Annotated in this window: 14 protein-coding genes; 11 read left to right on the plus strand and 3 right to left on the minus strand. The window is 70.1% G+C overall.

From position 1 onward, the window contains the following. The first annotated feature begins 119 nt into the window (after positions 1 to 119). The 7 genes from ACQPZX_RS42755 to ACQPZX_RS42785 all read left to right on the plus strand — a co-directional run bounded on the left by ACQPZX_RS42755 (position 120) and on the right by ACQPZX_RS42785 (position 8,951). Positions 120 to 3,179, plus strand: coding sequence for a bifunctional DNA primase/polymerase (locus ACQPZX_RS42755; protein WP_433369063.1), 3,060 nt, complete (start codon positions 120 to 122; stop codon positions 3,177 to 3,179). Continuing rightward, the gene (locus ACQPZX_RS42760) at positions 3,176 to 3,646 is read left to right on the plus strand and encodes a hypothetical protein (RefSeq protein ID WP_433369066.1); all 471 of its coding nucleotides are present in this window, start codon (positions 3,176 to 3,178) and stop codon (positions 3,644 to 3,646) included. The genes ACQPZX_RS42755 and ACQPZX_RS42760 overlap by 4 nt, the downstream gene beginning before the upstream one ends. Continuing rightward, positions 3,646 to 3,936, plus strand: coding sequence for a hypothetical protein (locus ACQPZX_RS42765; protein WP_433369069.1), 291 nt, complete (start codon positions 3,646 to 3,648; stop codon positions 3,934 to 3,936). Before ACQPZX_RS42760 ends, ACQPZX_RS42765 begins: the two co-directional genes overlap by 1 nt. Positions 3,937 to 4,601: 665 nt before the next feature. Then, positions 4,602 to 5,738 carry a hypothetical protein gene (locus tag ACQPZX_RS42770; protein WP_433369072.1) on the plus strand — a complete coding sequence of 379 codons (1,137 nt, stop codon included), beginning with the start codon at positions 4,602 to 4,604 and terminating at the stop codon, positions 5,736 to 5,738. A 251-nt stretch (positions 5,739 to 5,989) separates the two neighbouring features. Next, entirely contained in the window at positions 5,990 to 7,687 is a 1,698-nt protein-coding gene (locus ACQPZX_RS42775) for a hypothetical protein (RefSeq protein WP_433369075.1), read from the plus strand. 451 nt (positions 7,688 to 8,138) lie between these two features. Beyond that, positions 8,139 to 8,384: a hypothetical protein gene (locus ACQPZX_RS42780; protein WP_433369077.1), complete on the plus strand. Its 246-nt coding sequence runs from the start codon at positions 8,139 to 8,141 to the stop codon at positions 8,382 to 8,384. A gap of 264 nt (positions 8,385 to 8,648) precedes the next feature. Next, positions 8,649 to 8,951 carry a hypothetical protein gene (locus ACQPZX_RS42785; protein WP_433369080.1) on the plus strand — a complete coding sequence of 101 codons (303 nt, stop codon included), beginning with the start codon at positions 8,649 to 8,651 and terminating at the stop codon, positions 8,949 to 8,951. 364 nt (positions 8,952 to 9,315) lie between these two features. Here the strand turns inward: ACQPZX_RS42785 and ACQPZX_RS42790 are convergent, their stop codons facing one another. Continuing rightward, positions 9,316 to 10,917, minus strand: coding sequence for a recombinase family protein (locus tag ACQPZX_RS42790; protein ID WP_433369083.1), 1,602 nt, complete (start codon positions 10,915 to 10,917; stop codon positions 9,316 to 9,318). Positions 10,918 to 10,938: 21 nt separating this feature from the next. Here ACQPZX_RS42790 and ACQPZX_RS42795 point away from each other — a divergent pair, with 21 nt between their 5' ends. After that, on the plus strand, positions 10,939 to 11,049 hold the full coding sequence (locus ACQPZX_RS42795) for a hypothetical protein (RefSeq protein WP_433369085.1): 111 nt from the start codon (positions 10,939 to 10,941) through the stop codon (positions 11,047 to 11,049). Next, positions 11,033 to 12,229: a DNA-processing protein DprA gene (dprA, locus tag ACQPZX_RS42800; RefSeq protein ID WP_433369088.1), complete on the plus strand. Its 1,197-nt coding sequence runs from the start codon at positions 11,033 to 11,035 to the stop codon at positions 12,227 to 12,229. The genes ACQPZX_RS42795 and dprA overlap by 17 nt, the downstream gene beginning before the upstream one ends. Positions 12,230 to 12,259: 30 nt before the next feature. Here dprA and ACQPZX_RS42805 read toward each other — a convergent pair whose 3' ends face one another. Beyond that, entirely contained in the window at positions 12,260 to 12,445 is a 186-nt protein-coding gene (locus tag ACQPZX_RS42805) for a DNA-binding protein (RefSeq protein WP_433385794.1), read from the minus strand. 697 nt (positions 12,446 to 13,142) lie between these two features. Here ACQPZX_RS42805 and ACQPZX_RS42810 point away from each other — a divergent pair. Together ACQPZX_RS42810 and ACQPZX_RS42815 are read left to right on the plus strand one after the other, a co-directional pair. Then, positions 13,143 to 13,394, plus strand: a complete 252-nt coding sequence (locus tag ACQPZX_RS42810; RefSeq protein WP_433369091.1) for a hypothetical protein — start codon at positions 13,143 to 13,145, stop codon at positions 13,392 to 13,394. A gap of 319 nt (positions 13,395 to 13,713) precedes the next feature. Further along, positions 13,714 to 14,118 (plus strand): winged helix-turn-helix domain-containing protein, encoded by a 405-nt coding sequence (locus tag ACQPZX_RS42815; RefSeq protein ID WP_433369094.1) that lies wholly within the window; start codon positions 13,714 to 13,716, stop codon positions 14,116 to 14,118. Positions 14,119 to 14,133: 15 nt separating this feature from the next. On the opposite strand, the gene ACQPZX_RS42820 is transcribed toward ACQPZX_RS42815, so the two are convergent. Next, on the minus strand, positions 14,134 to 14,637 hold the full coding sequence (locus ACQPZX_RS42820; RefSeq protein ID WP_433369097.1) for a DUF6636 domain-containing protein: 504 nt from the start codon (positions 14,635 to 14,637) through the stop codon (positions 14,134 to 14,136). Positions 14,638 to 14,643: the final 6 nt, after the last annotated feature.

The following is a 14,643-nucleotide window of genomic DNA, read 5'->3' on the forward strand; positions in this document are numbered from 1 at the left end:
GTCGTCCATTTTTTCCGGTATGGGGGAGTACCAACACCCCCGCAGTTCTGTCCGTTTCTCTCTCCCCGAATCGGCGCTTCGAGGTTGAGCGCGGCTGGGTACCGACTGGCGGTGGCCAGTTGACGACCGACCAGCAGCCGGCCATCGGCGCCGCGACGGCGGTGCGCGACGCTGCCCTGGCCTGGCACGATGCGGGATTCTGCGTCCTGCCCGCCGCGGTGGACGGCACCAAACGCCCCGGTGTCGGGTCATGGAAGACCTACCAGCAGCAGCCGTTCCCCCGCGAGGCGCTCACCGGCGACCTGACCGGCATTGGCCTGGTCTGCGGCGCCATCTCCGGCGGCCTGGAGATGCTCGAGGCCGAGGGCCGCGCCATGCAGGAGAACGCGCTGCCGCAGGTCGCCACGGAAGCGGAGGCCCGTGGCATCAGCGCGCTGTGGCGGCGCATCACCACCGACCCCGGCGCCTACCTCGAAATGACCCCGTCCGGCGGCGTGCACATCCTCTACCGGATCACCGGCGGACCCGTTCCCGGCAACACCAAGCTGGCCAACCGGCAGGCCCGCGACGACGAGCTCACCGACGACGAGCGCGCCCTGGTGGCGAAGGGCCGCACCGTCATCCGCGGCCTCGCGGAGACCCGCGGAGAGGGCGGGTACGTGGTCGTCGCCCCTTCCGGCGGACCCACGCACCCGACCGGACTGCCCTGGCGGCTCGCCGTCGGGCAGCCCGGGGTCGTACCGACCGTCACCTCCGACGAGCGGCAGCAGCTGCACGACCTGTTCCGCGTCATCGACCAGGCGCCGCCGGCCCGACCGGCCACCGCCGGGAGCGACGCCGCATCGCCTCGCCCGGCCGGCGCCGGGCTCAGCCCGGGGGACGACTTCGCCGCACGCACCGACTGGCCGGCCATCCTCGAGCCCGCCGGGTGGCGCGTGCACTACCAGGCCGAAGGCATCACCTACTGGACGCGGCCCGGCAAGGAGACCGGCACCAGCGCCACCACCAACGCGAACGGCACGGACCGGCTGTACGTCCACACCAGCAGCACAGAGTTCCAGCCGCAGGAGTCCTACTCGAAGCTCGGCGCGTACGCCGTGCTCTACCACGGCGGGGACCACTCGGCCGCCGCTCGTGACCTGGCCGCCCGCGGCTACGGAGCACCGGCCGGCGCCGCCTGGCCGCTCGCGACGCCACCACCCGCGTGGTTCACCACGCCCGTCGCGTCCCCGGGGTCGGGAACATCCCAGGCCAGCGAGCCACCAAGCCCTACGCCTGCCGTTGTTGCTCAGCGACCTGGGCTTGACGTCGGCAATCCGGCGATCATGTTCGACTGGCTGCGCGCCAACCTCGGTGTCGGCCAGCTGGCCGGCATGTTCCTGCGGGGCCCCGACCTGGTGCACACCCCGCGCGAAGGCGAAGAGGGCTACATCCCGCTGCGCGGCGCCGTCGAGGACGGGGACGACGGCCCGGCCCAGGTCCAGATCGCCCACCCGGAGTACGTGTCAGCCCGCATCCAGATCGGATTCAACTGCTTCAAGCTGGTCAAGCGAGGCGAGGACTTCGTGCCGACGCCCTACCTGTTCCCGGCGGCCGCAGCGAAGCGGGTCAGCGCGGTGCTCGACGAGCTGCCTCAGCTGCGCCGGATGCGTGGCGTCGTGCACACGCCGGCGTTCCGGCCGGACGGCAGCCTGATCGACGTGCCCGGGTACGACCCGGCGACCAGGCTGCTCTACCTGCCGGAGGTCGGGCTCACCGTGCCGCCGGTGCCGAAGCAGCCGACCGGCGGCGACGTCCAGGCCGCGGTGGCCCGCATCGACCTGCTGCTGTCCGGATTCCCGTTCACCAGCGCGCACACCCGGGCCAACTTCATCGGGGCGCTCGTCACGCCGCTGCTGCGCGCCATCTGCCCGCCGCCGTACAAGCTCATCGCGATCGGCGCGCACCAGCGTGGATCCGGGAAAACCAAGCTCGCCAACCTGCTCCGCATCGTCCACGGCGGCGTCTTCCGGGCCGAGTTCCCCGGCGACGAAGCCGAACTCGGCAAGCAGGTCACCGCCATCCTGGACATGACCACCGGGCCGGTCGTGGTCCTCGACAACGTGTCCGGCGTGCTGCGCTCGTCGAAGTTCGCCGGCCTGCTCACCTCGCCCGACTGGGGCGATCGAGAACTGGGCAAGAACCGGTGGATCGGCGTACCCAACGACCGCATTTGGGTGGTCACCGGCAACAACCTAGCGCTCGGCGGGGACATCCCACGGCGCACCGTGTCCATCAACATCGACCCAGGCGTGCCCCGGCCCGAGCTGCGTACCGGCTTCGCGATCGGCGACCCCGAGGTGTGGGCCACCGCCCACCGCGGCGAGTTGCTACATGGGCTGCTCGTCATCGTGCAGGCGTGGGTGGCCGCCGGCATGCCGCTCGGTCCCGAGCGCAGCAGCGACGGCTACGCCCGCTGGACCCGCACCGTCGAAGGCATCCTCACCAGCGCCGGCATCACCGGCGGCTTCGACGCCGGAGAGACCCAGGTCGAGGTCGGCCGCGACGACGACGAATGGGAGGACTTCCTCACCGCCGTCCACCGCGTTCGTGGAGATCAGGTGTGGACCGTCAAGGAGCTGCTCGCCGACGTCGAGGGGCATGCCGGCTACATCGGCGCCGGGCTGGTGGCCGCAGCCAAGCCGATCCCACTCGACGCGCTGCCCGCCGAACTCGCGGAGAAGGTGGTCCGCAGCGGGCAGGGTGCCGGCGTCATCGCGAAGACCCTCGGGCGCTGGCTCATGAATCGCGACGGCCGGTGGGCCGGCGACCTGGTCGTCCGTTCGGCTGGGGTCGACCGCACCAAAACCAAGCTGTGGCAAATCTATGCAAACGCTGCCACACAGGACACCCAAGTGCAGGGTTTGCAGGGTTTGCAGGGTTTCTCTAGCCCACTTTACGCGGGAGAGGGTTCCAAGATCACTACGACGGGAGTTACGGCGACCGCCGTAGAAAACCCTGCAAACCCTGCAAACCCTGCACCGGCTCCCGACCCGAACCACTGCGACCGCTGCGGGCACCCGGTCCCCGCGCTCGCCTGGCTGCCCTGCGACCGGTGCGGCACCCGCATCCACGCCCGCGGCCGCGGCGGCCACGGGACCACCTGCAATGCCTGCCTCACCGAGAGGACCGCCTCATGACCGCCACGACCGACAACCCCTTCCTGAACTTCCGCGACGCCGTCGAGCTCCGCATCGCCGCAGCCGACCAGCAACGCCTGGTGCGCCGCATCGCCGTCGAGCACCCGGACGGACGCGCAGTCCCCGCCCACACCTGGTACCAACAGCTCGCCGCGAACGTCGCCGCCCGGATGCGTGCCGGCAACATCGTCCTGTGCCCGCACGTCGGCCCAGGCCGCAGCCTCGGACCCATGCACTGCACGTACACCGCCGGCCCGATGGAGCTGCAGTGCCGCACCTGCCTCGCCGCCGTCCCACCGCGCCTCAATCCCATCGACGACAACACCTGCGACCGCTGCGGCGTCTACTCCCGACGCGGCCTGCTGATCGGCATGCTGCCGCTCGGACCCATCCTGATCGGCTTCGGGCTCTGCCGGTCGTGCGCCGGCGAGATCGGCGCCGGCCGCCCCGAGACGCAGGCAGCCTGATGCCACCAGCAGGCCCAGACCGTGGCGTAACCGACAGCGTGGTCACCGTCGACGCCACCGAACTGTCGGGCGCCGAGCGGCAGCAGCTGGCCGCCATCCTGCGCCGTGCCGCAGCCGCGCCGTCCATCGACCCGCCCGTTGCCGACCAGCTGACCCGGGCCGCGGCCGCCGCGTCGCTGCTCGTACCTGCTGAGCTGCGCAACGAGGACATGCGACGCCGCCTCGACGCGGCGCTGGACGAGCGTGGCAACCCACGCCGCACGTCACATATCCGCAGGTCGGAGCCTTGATTTATTCCGGCCTGGGGTAGGGCCAACACCCCCGCAGTTCTGTCCAGTTTTTGTTTGCGGAACCGAGTTCCGGTTCGCCGAAGGGTCGCGATCGCGCCATGAGGACGTGCACGACGTGCGGGGAGACCAAGCCGCTGGGCGAGTTCTACCGGCGGCGGGGCAACCCTTCCGCCAAATGCAAGGTCTGCGAGCGCGAGCGGATGCGGGTCCACTACGCCACGTCGCCGGCGTATCGGGCCGGGGTCTACGCGCGGGCGAAGGTGGCCTATTCGGAGGCCCGCGCGGAGGCTGTCCGGATCTACGGCGGGCGGTGTGCGCTGTGCGGCACGTCCAGCGATCTTCAGTTTGCTCACGTGGACGGTGATGGGGCCGAGCGCCGGAAGCGGGAAGGCCACCGCGAGTGCTACCGGCGAATCGTCCGCTCTGGAAAGCGGCTCGACGATGTGCGCCTGGAACTGCTGTGCAGGCCGTGCAGGAAGGGGCGGAAACCGTTGGCAGACAAGCAATAAATAGCGTTTCAAATACGGTACGGCAATCGTTTTGTATTAGGTTTTGTAGTAATATCCGTGCCAGGCGGGTCAGTGATCTGCGGCAGGTCCGCCTCGCGTTCGACGACTCCCGCCTCACGCCCCTGTGACGGCGGCGCTTGAGGAAGGACCCCCAGCATGCCCACACAAACCTTGACGTTCGCCCGCCCGTCCGGCGCTACCCGGGTGACCGAACCGTTGCCGTACCGCTTCTCGCACGACGGTGGCCGGACGGTGTTCCGGTCGGACGCCGCGCACGACTTCTCCACCGACCTGTTCACCGTGATGGGCAAAACCAGTTCAGCCGAGGCGCGGAAGGCCGCCCAGGACCGGATCGGCGGGCTCGTCCGGGCGGCGTTCGCCGATGTCGAGAGGGCCGATGTCGCCGGGATCAACCCAAACGTGCACCGGCCGGACCTGTGGCAGCCGCAGCGCGACTACCCGACTCCGCTGTGGGACCTGGTGAGCGCCGGCGACACGGATGGCAGGAAGTTCGACGTCCCGAAGTTCACCAGCTCCTCAGCGCTGACCGGCATCGCCACGGAGAAGACCGAGCCCGCCGGCGGCTCCCTCGTCACCGAGCTGCAGACCGTCACACCCGACCAGATCTGGGGCAAGGTCGAGATCACCCGGCAGGCCTGGCGGCAGGGCGGCAACCCACAGCTGTCGACCATCCTCTGGAACCAGATGCTCCGGGAGTACTTCGAGGACCGCGAGGCCGCCGTCGCCGCGTTCCTGGCCACGCTGACCGCCGCGGCGGACATCACGCTCACCGGCACGCCGGCCAGCACCCCGGACAACGACGACGACCGGGCCACCATGACCGACCTGGAGCTGGCCCTCGCGGATCTGCAGTTCGTCCGGGGTGGCAACAGGATGCGCGCGTTCGCCGCGCACCAGGCGTTGTACCGGGTCGCGGCCCGGGTGAAGGACAGCACCGGCCGGGCGCTGTACCCGCAGATCAACCCGGAGAACGCGAACGGCGTGGCCGAGGGGCAGTACTCCACGATCAGCGTCGGTGGCGTCACGATGATCCCCGCCTACGCGCTCGGCACTCCGGGCACCGCGGCGACGAACTCGTGGCTGTTCGACCCGGCGATCGTGCGCGGCTGGGCCTCGGCGCCGGAGCGGTTGCAGTGGAACTTCGGCGCGACCGTCCAGACGGCCAATACCCCGCAGCTCAGCTTCGTCACGGTCGGCATCTACAGCGACGTGGCTTTCGCCAACCTCGACATCAGCGGCGTGCGCCAGGTCATCTTCGACCCGTCCGTCTAGGTGGCGGCGAGGCCGGTCCTGGGCCAGAAGCGGGAAGGGCTGCGTCGTGAGTCCGGGGAGTCGTCCTCTCGGCGCAGCCCTTCCAACCGTTCCCGTACGCCAGCGGAAGGTGGGCAGTAGCCATCGCGAAGGACGTCGAGTTCAACGTCACCGCCTCGGACAAGACCGGCACGGCTCTGGCCAGCGCCGAGGCGAAGTTCAAGGCCACACAGGAGCGGATCAACCGCGAATCGGCGAAGACCGGCGATGGGTTGAAGAAGGCCGCCGATACCGGCGTCACGGCGGTCGGCCGGCTCCGTAAAGAGCTGGATCTGGCCGAGGGAGACCTGAAGAAGCTCGCTGCGGCCTACGCCAACGCGGGATCGGCGTCCGAGCGTATCGACATCACCAAGCAGATGCGCCAGCAGGAACGCTCGGTCCGGGAACTGAAGAAGTCGATCGGCCTTCTCGACCTGGGCCCCGATCTCGCGAAGGCGGGCTCGGCCGGTGGTGCCCAGCTCGGCGCGGCGGTCGGCATCGCGGCAGCCCCGTTCATCGGCGCGACGTTGTCGGCGGCCATCATCGGCGGCGCCGGCATCGGCGGTCTGGTCGGCGGTGCGTACCTGGCGGCCCGGGACCCGCGCGTGAAGAGTGCCGGCTCCGAGTTGGGTAAGAACCTGCTCGGCGAGCTCGAGCGCGACGCGGCGCCGTTCGTGGACCCGCTGCTGCGCAACATCGAGAAGGTCGAGATCCGGTTCGGGCAGATGAGCACCCGGATCGAATCGATCTTCGGTAACTCGTCGGGATTCATGGACCCGCTGGTCGACGGGGTGCTCGACGGGGTGGACGGCATTCTGCGTGGCGTCGATGCCTTGGTGGCGAAGGCCGGGCCAGTGATCAGCGCGTTCGGCCGTTTGTTCGGCAAGGTGGGGGACGCGACGGGCACCGCCTTTGAGATCATCGCTGGCGGCTCGGATGAGGCTGCCGACGCGGTGGACGACCTGGCGGCAATCATGCAGACCCTGATCGTCTCCACCGGTGTGGCCGTGCGCGTGCTCACGGAGGCGTACGGGGTGATGACGTTCATTCCCCGAAAGATCATGGCCGCCGAACGGGCACTAGGCCTGATGGATGAAGAGACCAAGGCCACCGCCAGCACGACCAGCGCGCTCGCCGCCGTGCAGCAGACGATGGGCACGATCATCCTGTCGGCGGGGGAGGCCGCAGGCCAGGCCGGCCTGAAGATGCAGACCTACGCCGACCGGATGAACGACGCCGCCGGCAAGGGTCGCAGCCTGTACGACTCGCAGACCCAGGTGGCGCAGGCCGTGGCCGACGTCAAGGAGAAGATCCAGGACGGCAACACCTCGCTGGACATCAATACCCAGAAGGGCCGTGACAACCGGAACATGCTGTCCGGCCTCGCCCAGGGCCTCGTCGGCGCCTACAACGGGTATGTGCAGCTCAACGGTGAGGGCCGGGCCGCGCAGGGGGTCGCTGACGCCAACCGGAAGAAGTTCATCGATCTTGCTACCGCGTTCACGGGTAGTAAGAAGAAGGCCGAGGAGCTGGCTACCCAGTTTGGGCTGATCCCCGCGAAGAAGACCACCGATTTCCAGGCCAATACCCGCGACGCCGAAGCTCGTGCGAAAGCCCTCGCCGGCAAGCTCGACGCCGCCGCGCGGACCCGCACCGCCAACGTGCAGGTCGTCATCAACACCGGCCGGCTCAGCTCGATTGAGAACCGGCTGAACCGGCTCGGCGGCAGCCTCTACAACGCCGGCGGGCTGTCCTGGGCGGCGCTTGACAGCGGCTCCGGGCTGGCCCGCACCGGCGGCCCGACCCCGGTCAGCGTCAGCAACAGCTTCGGCGTCTACATCAACGGTGTGATGGACCGCGCGTCAACCGTCCAGATCATGGAAGAGCGTGCCGATCGGGACGCCTGGCGGCAGAGAGTCGGCCAGCGCTGACGCCTGGCGTAGCCCGTCACCCCGGGCATACCCAGATCTTGGCTCAGCGTGGCGCTCAGCCCGTAAGGCGACGTCACAGATGTGGCCCGCCGCAGGCGTCCGCGGGTTCTGGCGGACGTCCGTCGCTCTGCGGTGCGGTAAAATTCCGGGGTACTCCATTGTGTTCGCGCGCCCAACCGAGAGGGCAGTCGTAAGAGGCCCCGCACCCTGCCCGTGCGGGGCCTCTGTGGTACCTGGCCCGGTCGTGGGCTGGTCGCGGAGGTGGTCGCGGCACTGCGGTTGGTCGCGGAGCCGCGACCAGGCCGCGACCAGGGCTGCTACGTGGGTGACCTGTGGAAATGATGCGTGGTCGCGGGTCGCAGCGGGTCACTCGGACACCCCTCTGCGTCCCCTTGGACGGCGCTAGAGGGTGGCGCGCACCGCTACCGCGACCGCCGATCGTTGGACCTGCGTGACCGCAACCCATCACCAGAAGATCGGCCGCATCGGTGGCCTGGTATCCGCCGCCACCCGAACACCGGAGCAGGAAGCGCACCGCAAGGAGCGCGCTGCGGCGGGCCGCATGAAGCGGTACCTCGACCAAATCCCTGCCGACGTCACCGACCCGGCCGAGCGGATGCGCCGCGCGAGTCTGCTGCAGACGGCGCACATGCAGAAGATCGCGTTGGTGTCGGCCCGCCGCCGGCGCCAGGTCTGATTACGACCGGAGTCACCGCTTCGGCATGCCGACCAAACCGGTTACGGCTACCGCGCAGCCGCAACGCCGGCGTTCCGGCCGGCGTAACCACGATCGCGCTGGTAGGCGTCCCCCGGTAACGGGTTACGCAAGATCACGGCCAACCGGCGAAACTGGCTCTGGAGCCCCCTGCTGCAGGGGCGGTGCCGCGCGTTCCGCAACTACTTTGCGGGGAGTTGCTGTGTCCCCGCGAGCTCGGTCGAGTTGGTGTGGCAGGTTGTCCCGATGACCAACACCGAACCGGGCCGACTCGCTGCCCACGTGCTCCTCGACGGAGTGAGCGTCTGGCCCGACGATGATGAAGCCGTGATCGTCAACCGCGCAGTGAGCCAGCTCAATCAGACCGGCTGCTGCACAGCACAATTCGACGACGAGACGGACGAGGCGATCGTCGACATCAGCAACCTGGCCGGCGGCACGCTGGTCTTGCTGAACGTCCTCGTCGACCAGCTGGTCAAGACGACCGGCAGGGACCGCGAGGTCATCGTCGCCGAGGCGCGGGAGCGCCTGGACGCTCAACTTACGTAGCCCCGGCCGCGGGTCGCTGCAGGTGTCAGGGCGCTACAGAAGTAGCGTTGTCGCTACTTTCGCTGACCTGCACGTATTCCGCTATGTCCGAATCAGGCGCTACCGGGGTAGCGACAAAGTAGCGGCGGAAAACAACCCTTGGGCAGGGAAAGTAGCGCGGTAGCGGCAAAGCGCCGGGTCGCGGCCAATTTCGCGGGAAACCGCCCTGGACGGGTTTCGAGGTTGCCGCGCACCGCTACCGCTACTTGCTCGATCATGTGAACCGCGGCGAGCGACGTGTTACCTCAAGCACCACGCGACGTGTCGCGTCCCGCCGCGGCGTAACGCGACACCATAGAACACGCGTTCGAATGGCCTGCCTTGTTCAGCTGTGCCAGTCGATCTCGATGGACGCGGCGAGCTTCTCCGCATTGCGGGTCCACGTCTCGACGGTCTGCCCGAGCCGGACGCCGCGGCCAGGCGGAAGCAGCCGCACCGTCATCAGCAGGCTGATCACCGTGCGCCGGCGGTCGACGCTCATGCCATGCCACACGCCCCGCACCTTGGCCGCCCGCTGGTCTTCCGGCTGTCCCTCGGCAGCCCGGACGAGCGGACCGAGCAGGTCGACCCGGGCTGAGTCTGCGAGGTCGGCTTCCAGCTGCGCGATCTGGACGTCCAGCGCCGCAGTCTCGCTGCGCGCCTCCGCCGCCGAGAACGTGCCGTCGCGGACGAGGGAGAGCACGTTGCGGCGGGCGCCCCGCAGCGAAACGAGCTTCCGGTCGGTCTCCGCGGCGTCCGGGCGGTTCGGCGCGAGGAGCAGGCTTGCTGCGTCGGGACGCGACAGGCGCTCGACGACAACCTCGCTGACGAACCACTCCACCGGTTCGGCGGCCCGGCCGAGGTGGCCGAGGGAGGCTGTGCACCGATAGGTGCGATATCCCGGCTTGCCGCGGCTGGCCGGCGCGGCGCCGCCGTGCACCGTCGCGTTGCATACCTGCCTATCCGCGCCTGCGCGTGCCCCGCACAGGGCCTCGCCGGTTAGCACAGCGGTCCCCGAGCGCGGAGGCTTGGTCCGGCCCGGGTCGGTCAGCTTCGTCACGGCAGCCCGCCAGGTGGCCTCGCTGACGAGCGATGGCCACTGTGCCCGTCCGACGATGCCCGCGATGCGGGCCGTGCGCGGGTCCGGGTGGGCCCTGCGGACGGCATCGGTGACGTGCGATCGCAGGCCGGCGTAGCGCGGGTTCATCAGCACCGGCCGGATGGTCTGAGCGGTCCACAGGGACGGCCGGTCGGCCTTGCGCTGCGGGCATGACCGCGGGCGCACTTTTGGCCCGCAGGAGCCGCCACACCCGTGCGCGTACCCGTGCTGCGGGGTGAGCAGGCCGCGCCGGTTCCACTCCCGGGCCAGCGCGCCCAGACCGGCGCCGGCCAGCAGCTCGTTGTACGCCCACCGGATCGCGTCCGCCTCGGTCTTGTTCTCCGTCGTCCCGTCGGCGTCGTAGCCGAACGGCCGCCGCCCGCCGATCCGGCGTCCTTGCTCGGCGGCCTGCTCGGCGGCACGTCGCTGGCGCTCGGACTTCTGCTCGATCTCGTGGCGCGCGGCCGCGATGAGGATCGACGCGGTGAGCCGGCCAGCGGCGGTGGACAGGTCGAGGTCGGGGGCACGGACGAACCACAACTTCAGGTTGGTCTCCAGGCCGAGTTCGAGCAGCCGCGCCTCGTCGGAGGACTTTCCGCGGGTGAGCCGGCTCATGTCGGTGGCCACGATGACGTCGGCCTTGCCCTCGCGTACCAGCTCGAGCATCCGTTCGAACCCGGGCCGCCGGCGGCGGCCGTTGGCGCTCACGTCGTTGTCGGTGATCTCGTGCGCCAGGCGGACACCGCGGTGGCGTACGAGTTTGCGCTGGTCGCTGCGCTGCCGCTCGACCGAGAGTTCCTGTCCGGTGCGGTCCACGCTGGCCCGTGCGTACGAGATCGCTGCTTCCACATACGCAAGTCTCGCATACTCGTGCTGGCGTGGACCATCGCCGATCTGGACGGGCAGACACAGCCCGGGCAGGCGCAGATCGGCGAGGCGATCCAGCTCCGGATGGGGGAGACCCATGAGTACGCCGGATAGCGCCGTGGGCACCGACGAGGACCGGGCTGCTCGGGTGGCGCTCACCGGGCTCGCCGAGCCTGGCCATCGGACGGTCTGGGCGATGGTGCAGTCCTACGGCGCGCCCGCGACGCTCGAACGGCTGCTGCGCGGCGACTGCGCGGACGCAAGGCTCCGTACCTCCGTCATGGCCAGGCGGGACGGGCTCGATCCGCGGCGGTTCGCCGAGACGACGATGCACCGCGCGGAACGGCTGGGCGCGCGGATCGTCGTGCCCAGCGACGACGAGTGGCCGGCCCGGGTCGAGTCGCTCGCGCTCCTCGAGCTGGGCGTGCCCGGCCGGGTCAACCACGACGTGCGGCCGCCGCTGTGCATCTGGACCCGCGGCGGCCTGCCGCTGGGCGAGACGCTCGACCGGTCGGTCGCGGTGGTGGGCGCAAGGGCGGCGACCGGGTACGGCATCCACGTGACCTCCGATCTGGCCCAGGGGCTGGCCGAGCACGGCTGGACGGTGGTCTCCGGCGGCGCGTTCGGCATCGACGCCGCCGCCCACCGGGCCACGCTCACCGCCGGCGGGCGGACCGTCGCGGTGCTGGCCTGCGGGGTCGACCGGCCCTATCCGGCCGGCAACACCGCCCTGCTGGAGCAGATCGCCGATGTCGGCCTGCTGATCAGCGAGTGGCCGCCCGGCGCGGAGCCGCTGCGGCACCGGTTCCTGGTCCGCAACCGGGTGATCGCCGCCGCGACGGCCGGCACGGTCGTGGTCGAGGCGGCCGCCCGCAGCGGGGCCGCCCAGACGATGAGCCGGGTGCTGGCGCTCGGACGGGCCGCCATGGTGGTGCCCGGCCCGGTCACCTCGGCCATGTCGGTGGGCTGCCACGAGCTGCTCCGCGGGCACCCCGACGCGACGCTGGTCACGAACGTGGCGCACGTGCTGGAGGCGGTCGGCCGGATCGGCGAATACCTCAACCCGCTGGAGCGTGGCCCCGAGCATCGGCGCGACTCGCTCGACGAGGAGTCCGTCCTGGTGCTCGAGGCGGTGCCGGCGCGCGGCACGATCACGACCGAGGAGCTGGCGTCGCGGGCCGGCCTGACTGTGCGCACGGTGCTACGCCGGCTGTCCCTGCTGGAACTGGCCGGTCTGGTGGTGCGCCGGGACGGCGAGACAGCCCTGTCCCGGGGGTCGGGGGCGGCGCCGTGAGCCCCCACGGCTCACGGGCGCCGCCGTCGTTCAGTCCTCGGAGTCGTCGAGGTTGTGCCGGTGGACCTTCATCCACCCCTCGACGTCGTCGGCGAGCCACACCTTGCCCTGCGCCAGATCGGCGACCGGCTTGGGGAAGTCGGCCCGACTGGTGATCTGGTACGCCCGCTGCCGACTGACCCCACCCAATCGGATTCGGATCTCGTGCGCGCCCATGAGCCGGATCGGTTTCACTGCCACGTGATCGACCGTAGGCGCGGGACTATTAGTCAATCAGCAACTTGATAGGAGACAGGTAGTCTCATGACACCTATACTGCTCCCATGACTAGGCGTCGCCAGACAACCCGGCCGGTCCCCGTGACCCCCACGCACAGGCGCGATTGGCGGGCCCTCTGGCGGCGCTGCTCCTGCGGCCTGACCTGCCCTTGCGTCGATCGGGCCGTCCCCGCCGAACGCCGGCCTTTCCCACCTCGCACTGCCACGACACTGCTGTCCCCCACCTCCGGAGAGGACAGACGACCGATCCCGCCGGCGCTGGTCGACTACCTCGCCACCGTCCCGTTCCCCATCCCCGGCGGCTTCACCGCCCTGCGCCCGATCCCGTCCCCGCATCACCCGCCCCCGCTGCCACGAGATCGGCTCATTCCCACCCCTCGACCACCACTCCCCGGCGCCCCCGCTGCCCATCCCAGCGGTTCCGGCGCCAAGGGCGGCCCCGGCACGAGCCCGTGCCCCGGTTCCCGAGCCGGGGCCGCCCCCACAAGCGCCGTCAACACCGAAGCCGGTGAGCGCGCCGGCCGAGCCAGTGCACCGGGGTCGCGCACAGGCTCGGACGGGGGTCGGCGCGGTCGCCCTCCGGACTTCGGCGGCCGCCCCGGCATGGCCTCTCACCAGATCAACCTGAGTCGCCGATGAGCGCGTCGACCTCCCGGACCGAACACCTGCACGACCGGCCTGCCTGGGTCTGCCGGATCTGCCACCAGCCGTGGCCGTGCCCGAGCGCACGAACCATGCTGCTGGCCGAGTTCCGCGGCTTTCCTTCGGTCCTGGCCCTCTACCTGTCCACCAAGATGTACGACGCCATGGGCGACCTGGGTCCCGAGCCCGATCAGGGCACCAATTTCTACGAGCGCTTCCTCTCCTGGGCCCACGCCGACGACTGAAGTCCAAAGTGGCAGGACCATGAGCAGCGAGTTACGGCGCATGGTCCTTCGACACGTTGAGTAGGTGGCTCCAACTCTCGTGGCGCGACCCGATGAGGGCGCACCCAAGGTGGTCACCGCAGGTCTCCCGACTGCGGTGGAACGGGCGACGGCCGGACCGCGCACCAGGCGCTTTCGCGACCCTACGAGCGATCGACAACCGCCGCCCGCCCTGCCGCCCGATCAAGTCTCGGCCTTCTCAGTGCGGCGGCTGTATCATATCTACATGGAGTCATACGTACAATATGATGGAGCATCGTGGCCACGTAAAGTTACTGGCATGATCGATCCTTCCGCGGACCGCGCGGTGTTCCGCCAATTGGCTGACCTGCTCCGCAACCAGATCGAGTCGGGGGAGCTGGGTCCCGGCGAGCCACTGCCCAGCGAGCTGCGCCTCGCGCAGGAGTTTGGCATCAGCCGCACCACCGTGCGCCAGGCCATCGGCCAGCTGCGCACCGAGGGGCTGGTCACCGTCGACCGGCCACGAGGGACATTCGTCCGAGTGCCCGAGCCGACCGAGCTCGTGCCGCTGGCCCGCGGCGAGCGCGCCGGCGCCCGCATGCCCACCGACGCCGAGCGTCGGAAGTATCGCCTGGGCGAGGGCGTGCCCGTCCTGGTCGTGACGGCCGCGGACGGCACCGAGACGGTCCACCCGGCCGACCGGGTGCAGCTCACCCGCCCGTAGCAGGGAACGGCGGCGTCAGAAGATGCTGTAGCGGGCCACCGCCAGCGTGAAGCCACGCTTCGTCTTCTCGTCCCGGCAGGTCAGGCCCGTGCTCACGCTCTCGCACACCACAGTGCCCGACCGCAGGCCCTTGCCGTAATCCAGGGTCTGTTTCGCCGAGCCGATCAGGGTGTCGCCGGTGCACGTGATCCCGGCCTTGCCCGCTTCGATGTACATGCCGTTCCCCCAGTCCAGCTCGCAGTCGGCGGGCTTGGACGGCGGCGCCCACGTCTTGCGGACGATGTCGCAGCGGACGGCGGAGGCGGTCAGCGAGCAGAAGATGTTGTTGGACGGCGCCTGGAAGATCTCCTCGCCGACGTCCGAGATGTCCACGGCAGGCGGCGGCGGACCGCCGAAGCCGGCACGGGCCGAAGGCGTGCCGGCGCCCCCGGTGGAGCCTGAACCCGAAGGGCTGCCGGAGCAGGCGGCCAGTGCCAACCCCGCCAGAGCCAGCCCGAACAATCCGCGAATACGTCCCATGGTGAG

Source organism: Actinoplanes sp. CA-142083 (genome assembly GCF_050942195.1).
Lineage (GTDB): Bacteria > Actinomycetota > Actinomycetes > Mycobacteriales > Micromonosporaceae > Actinoplanes.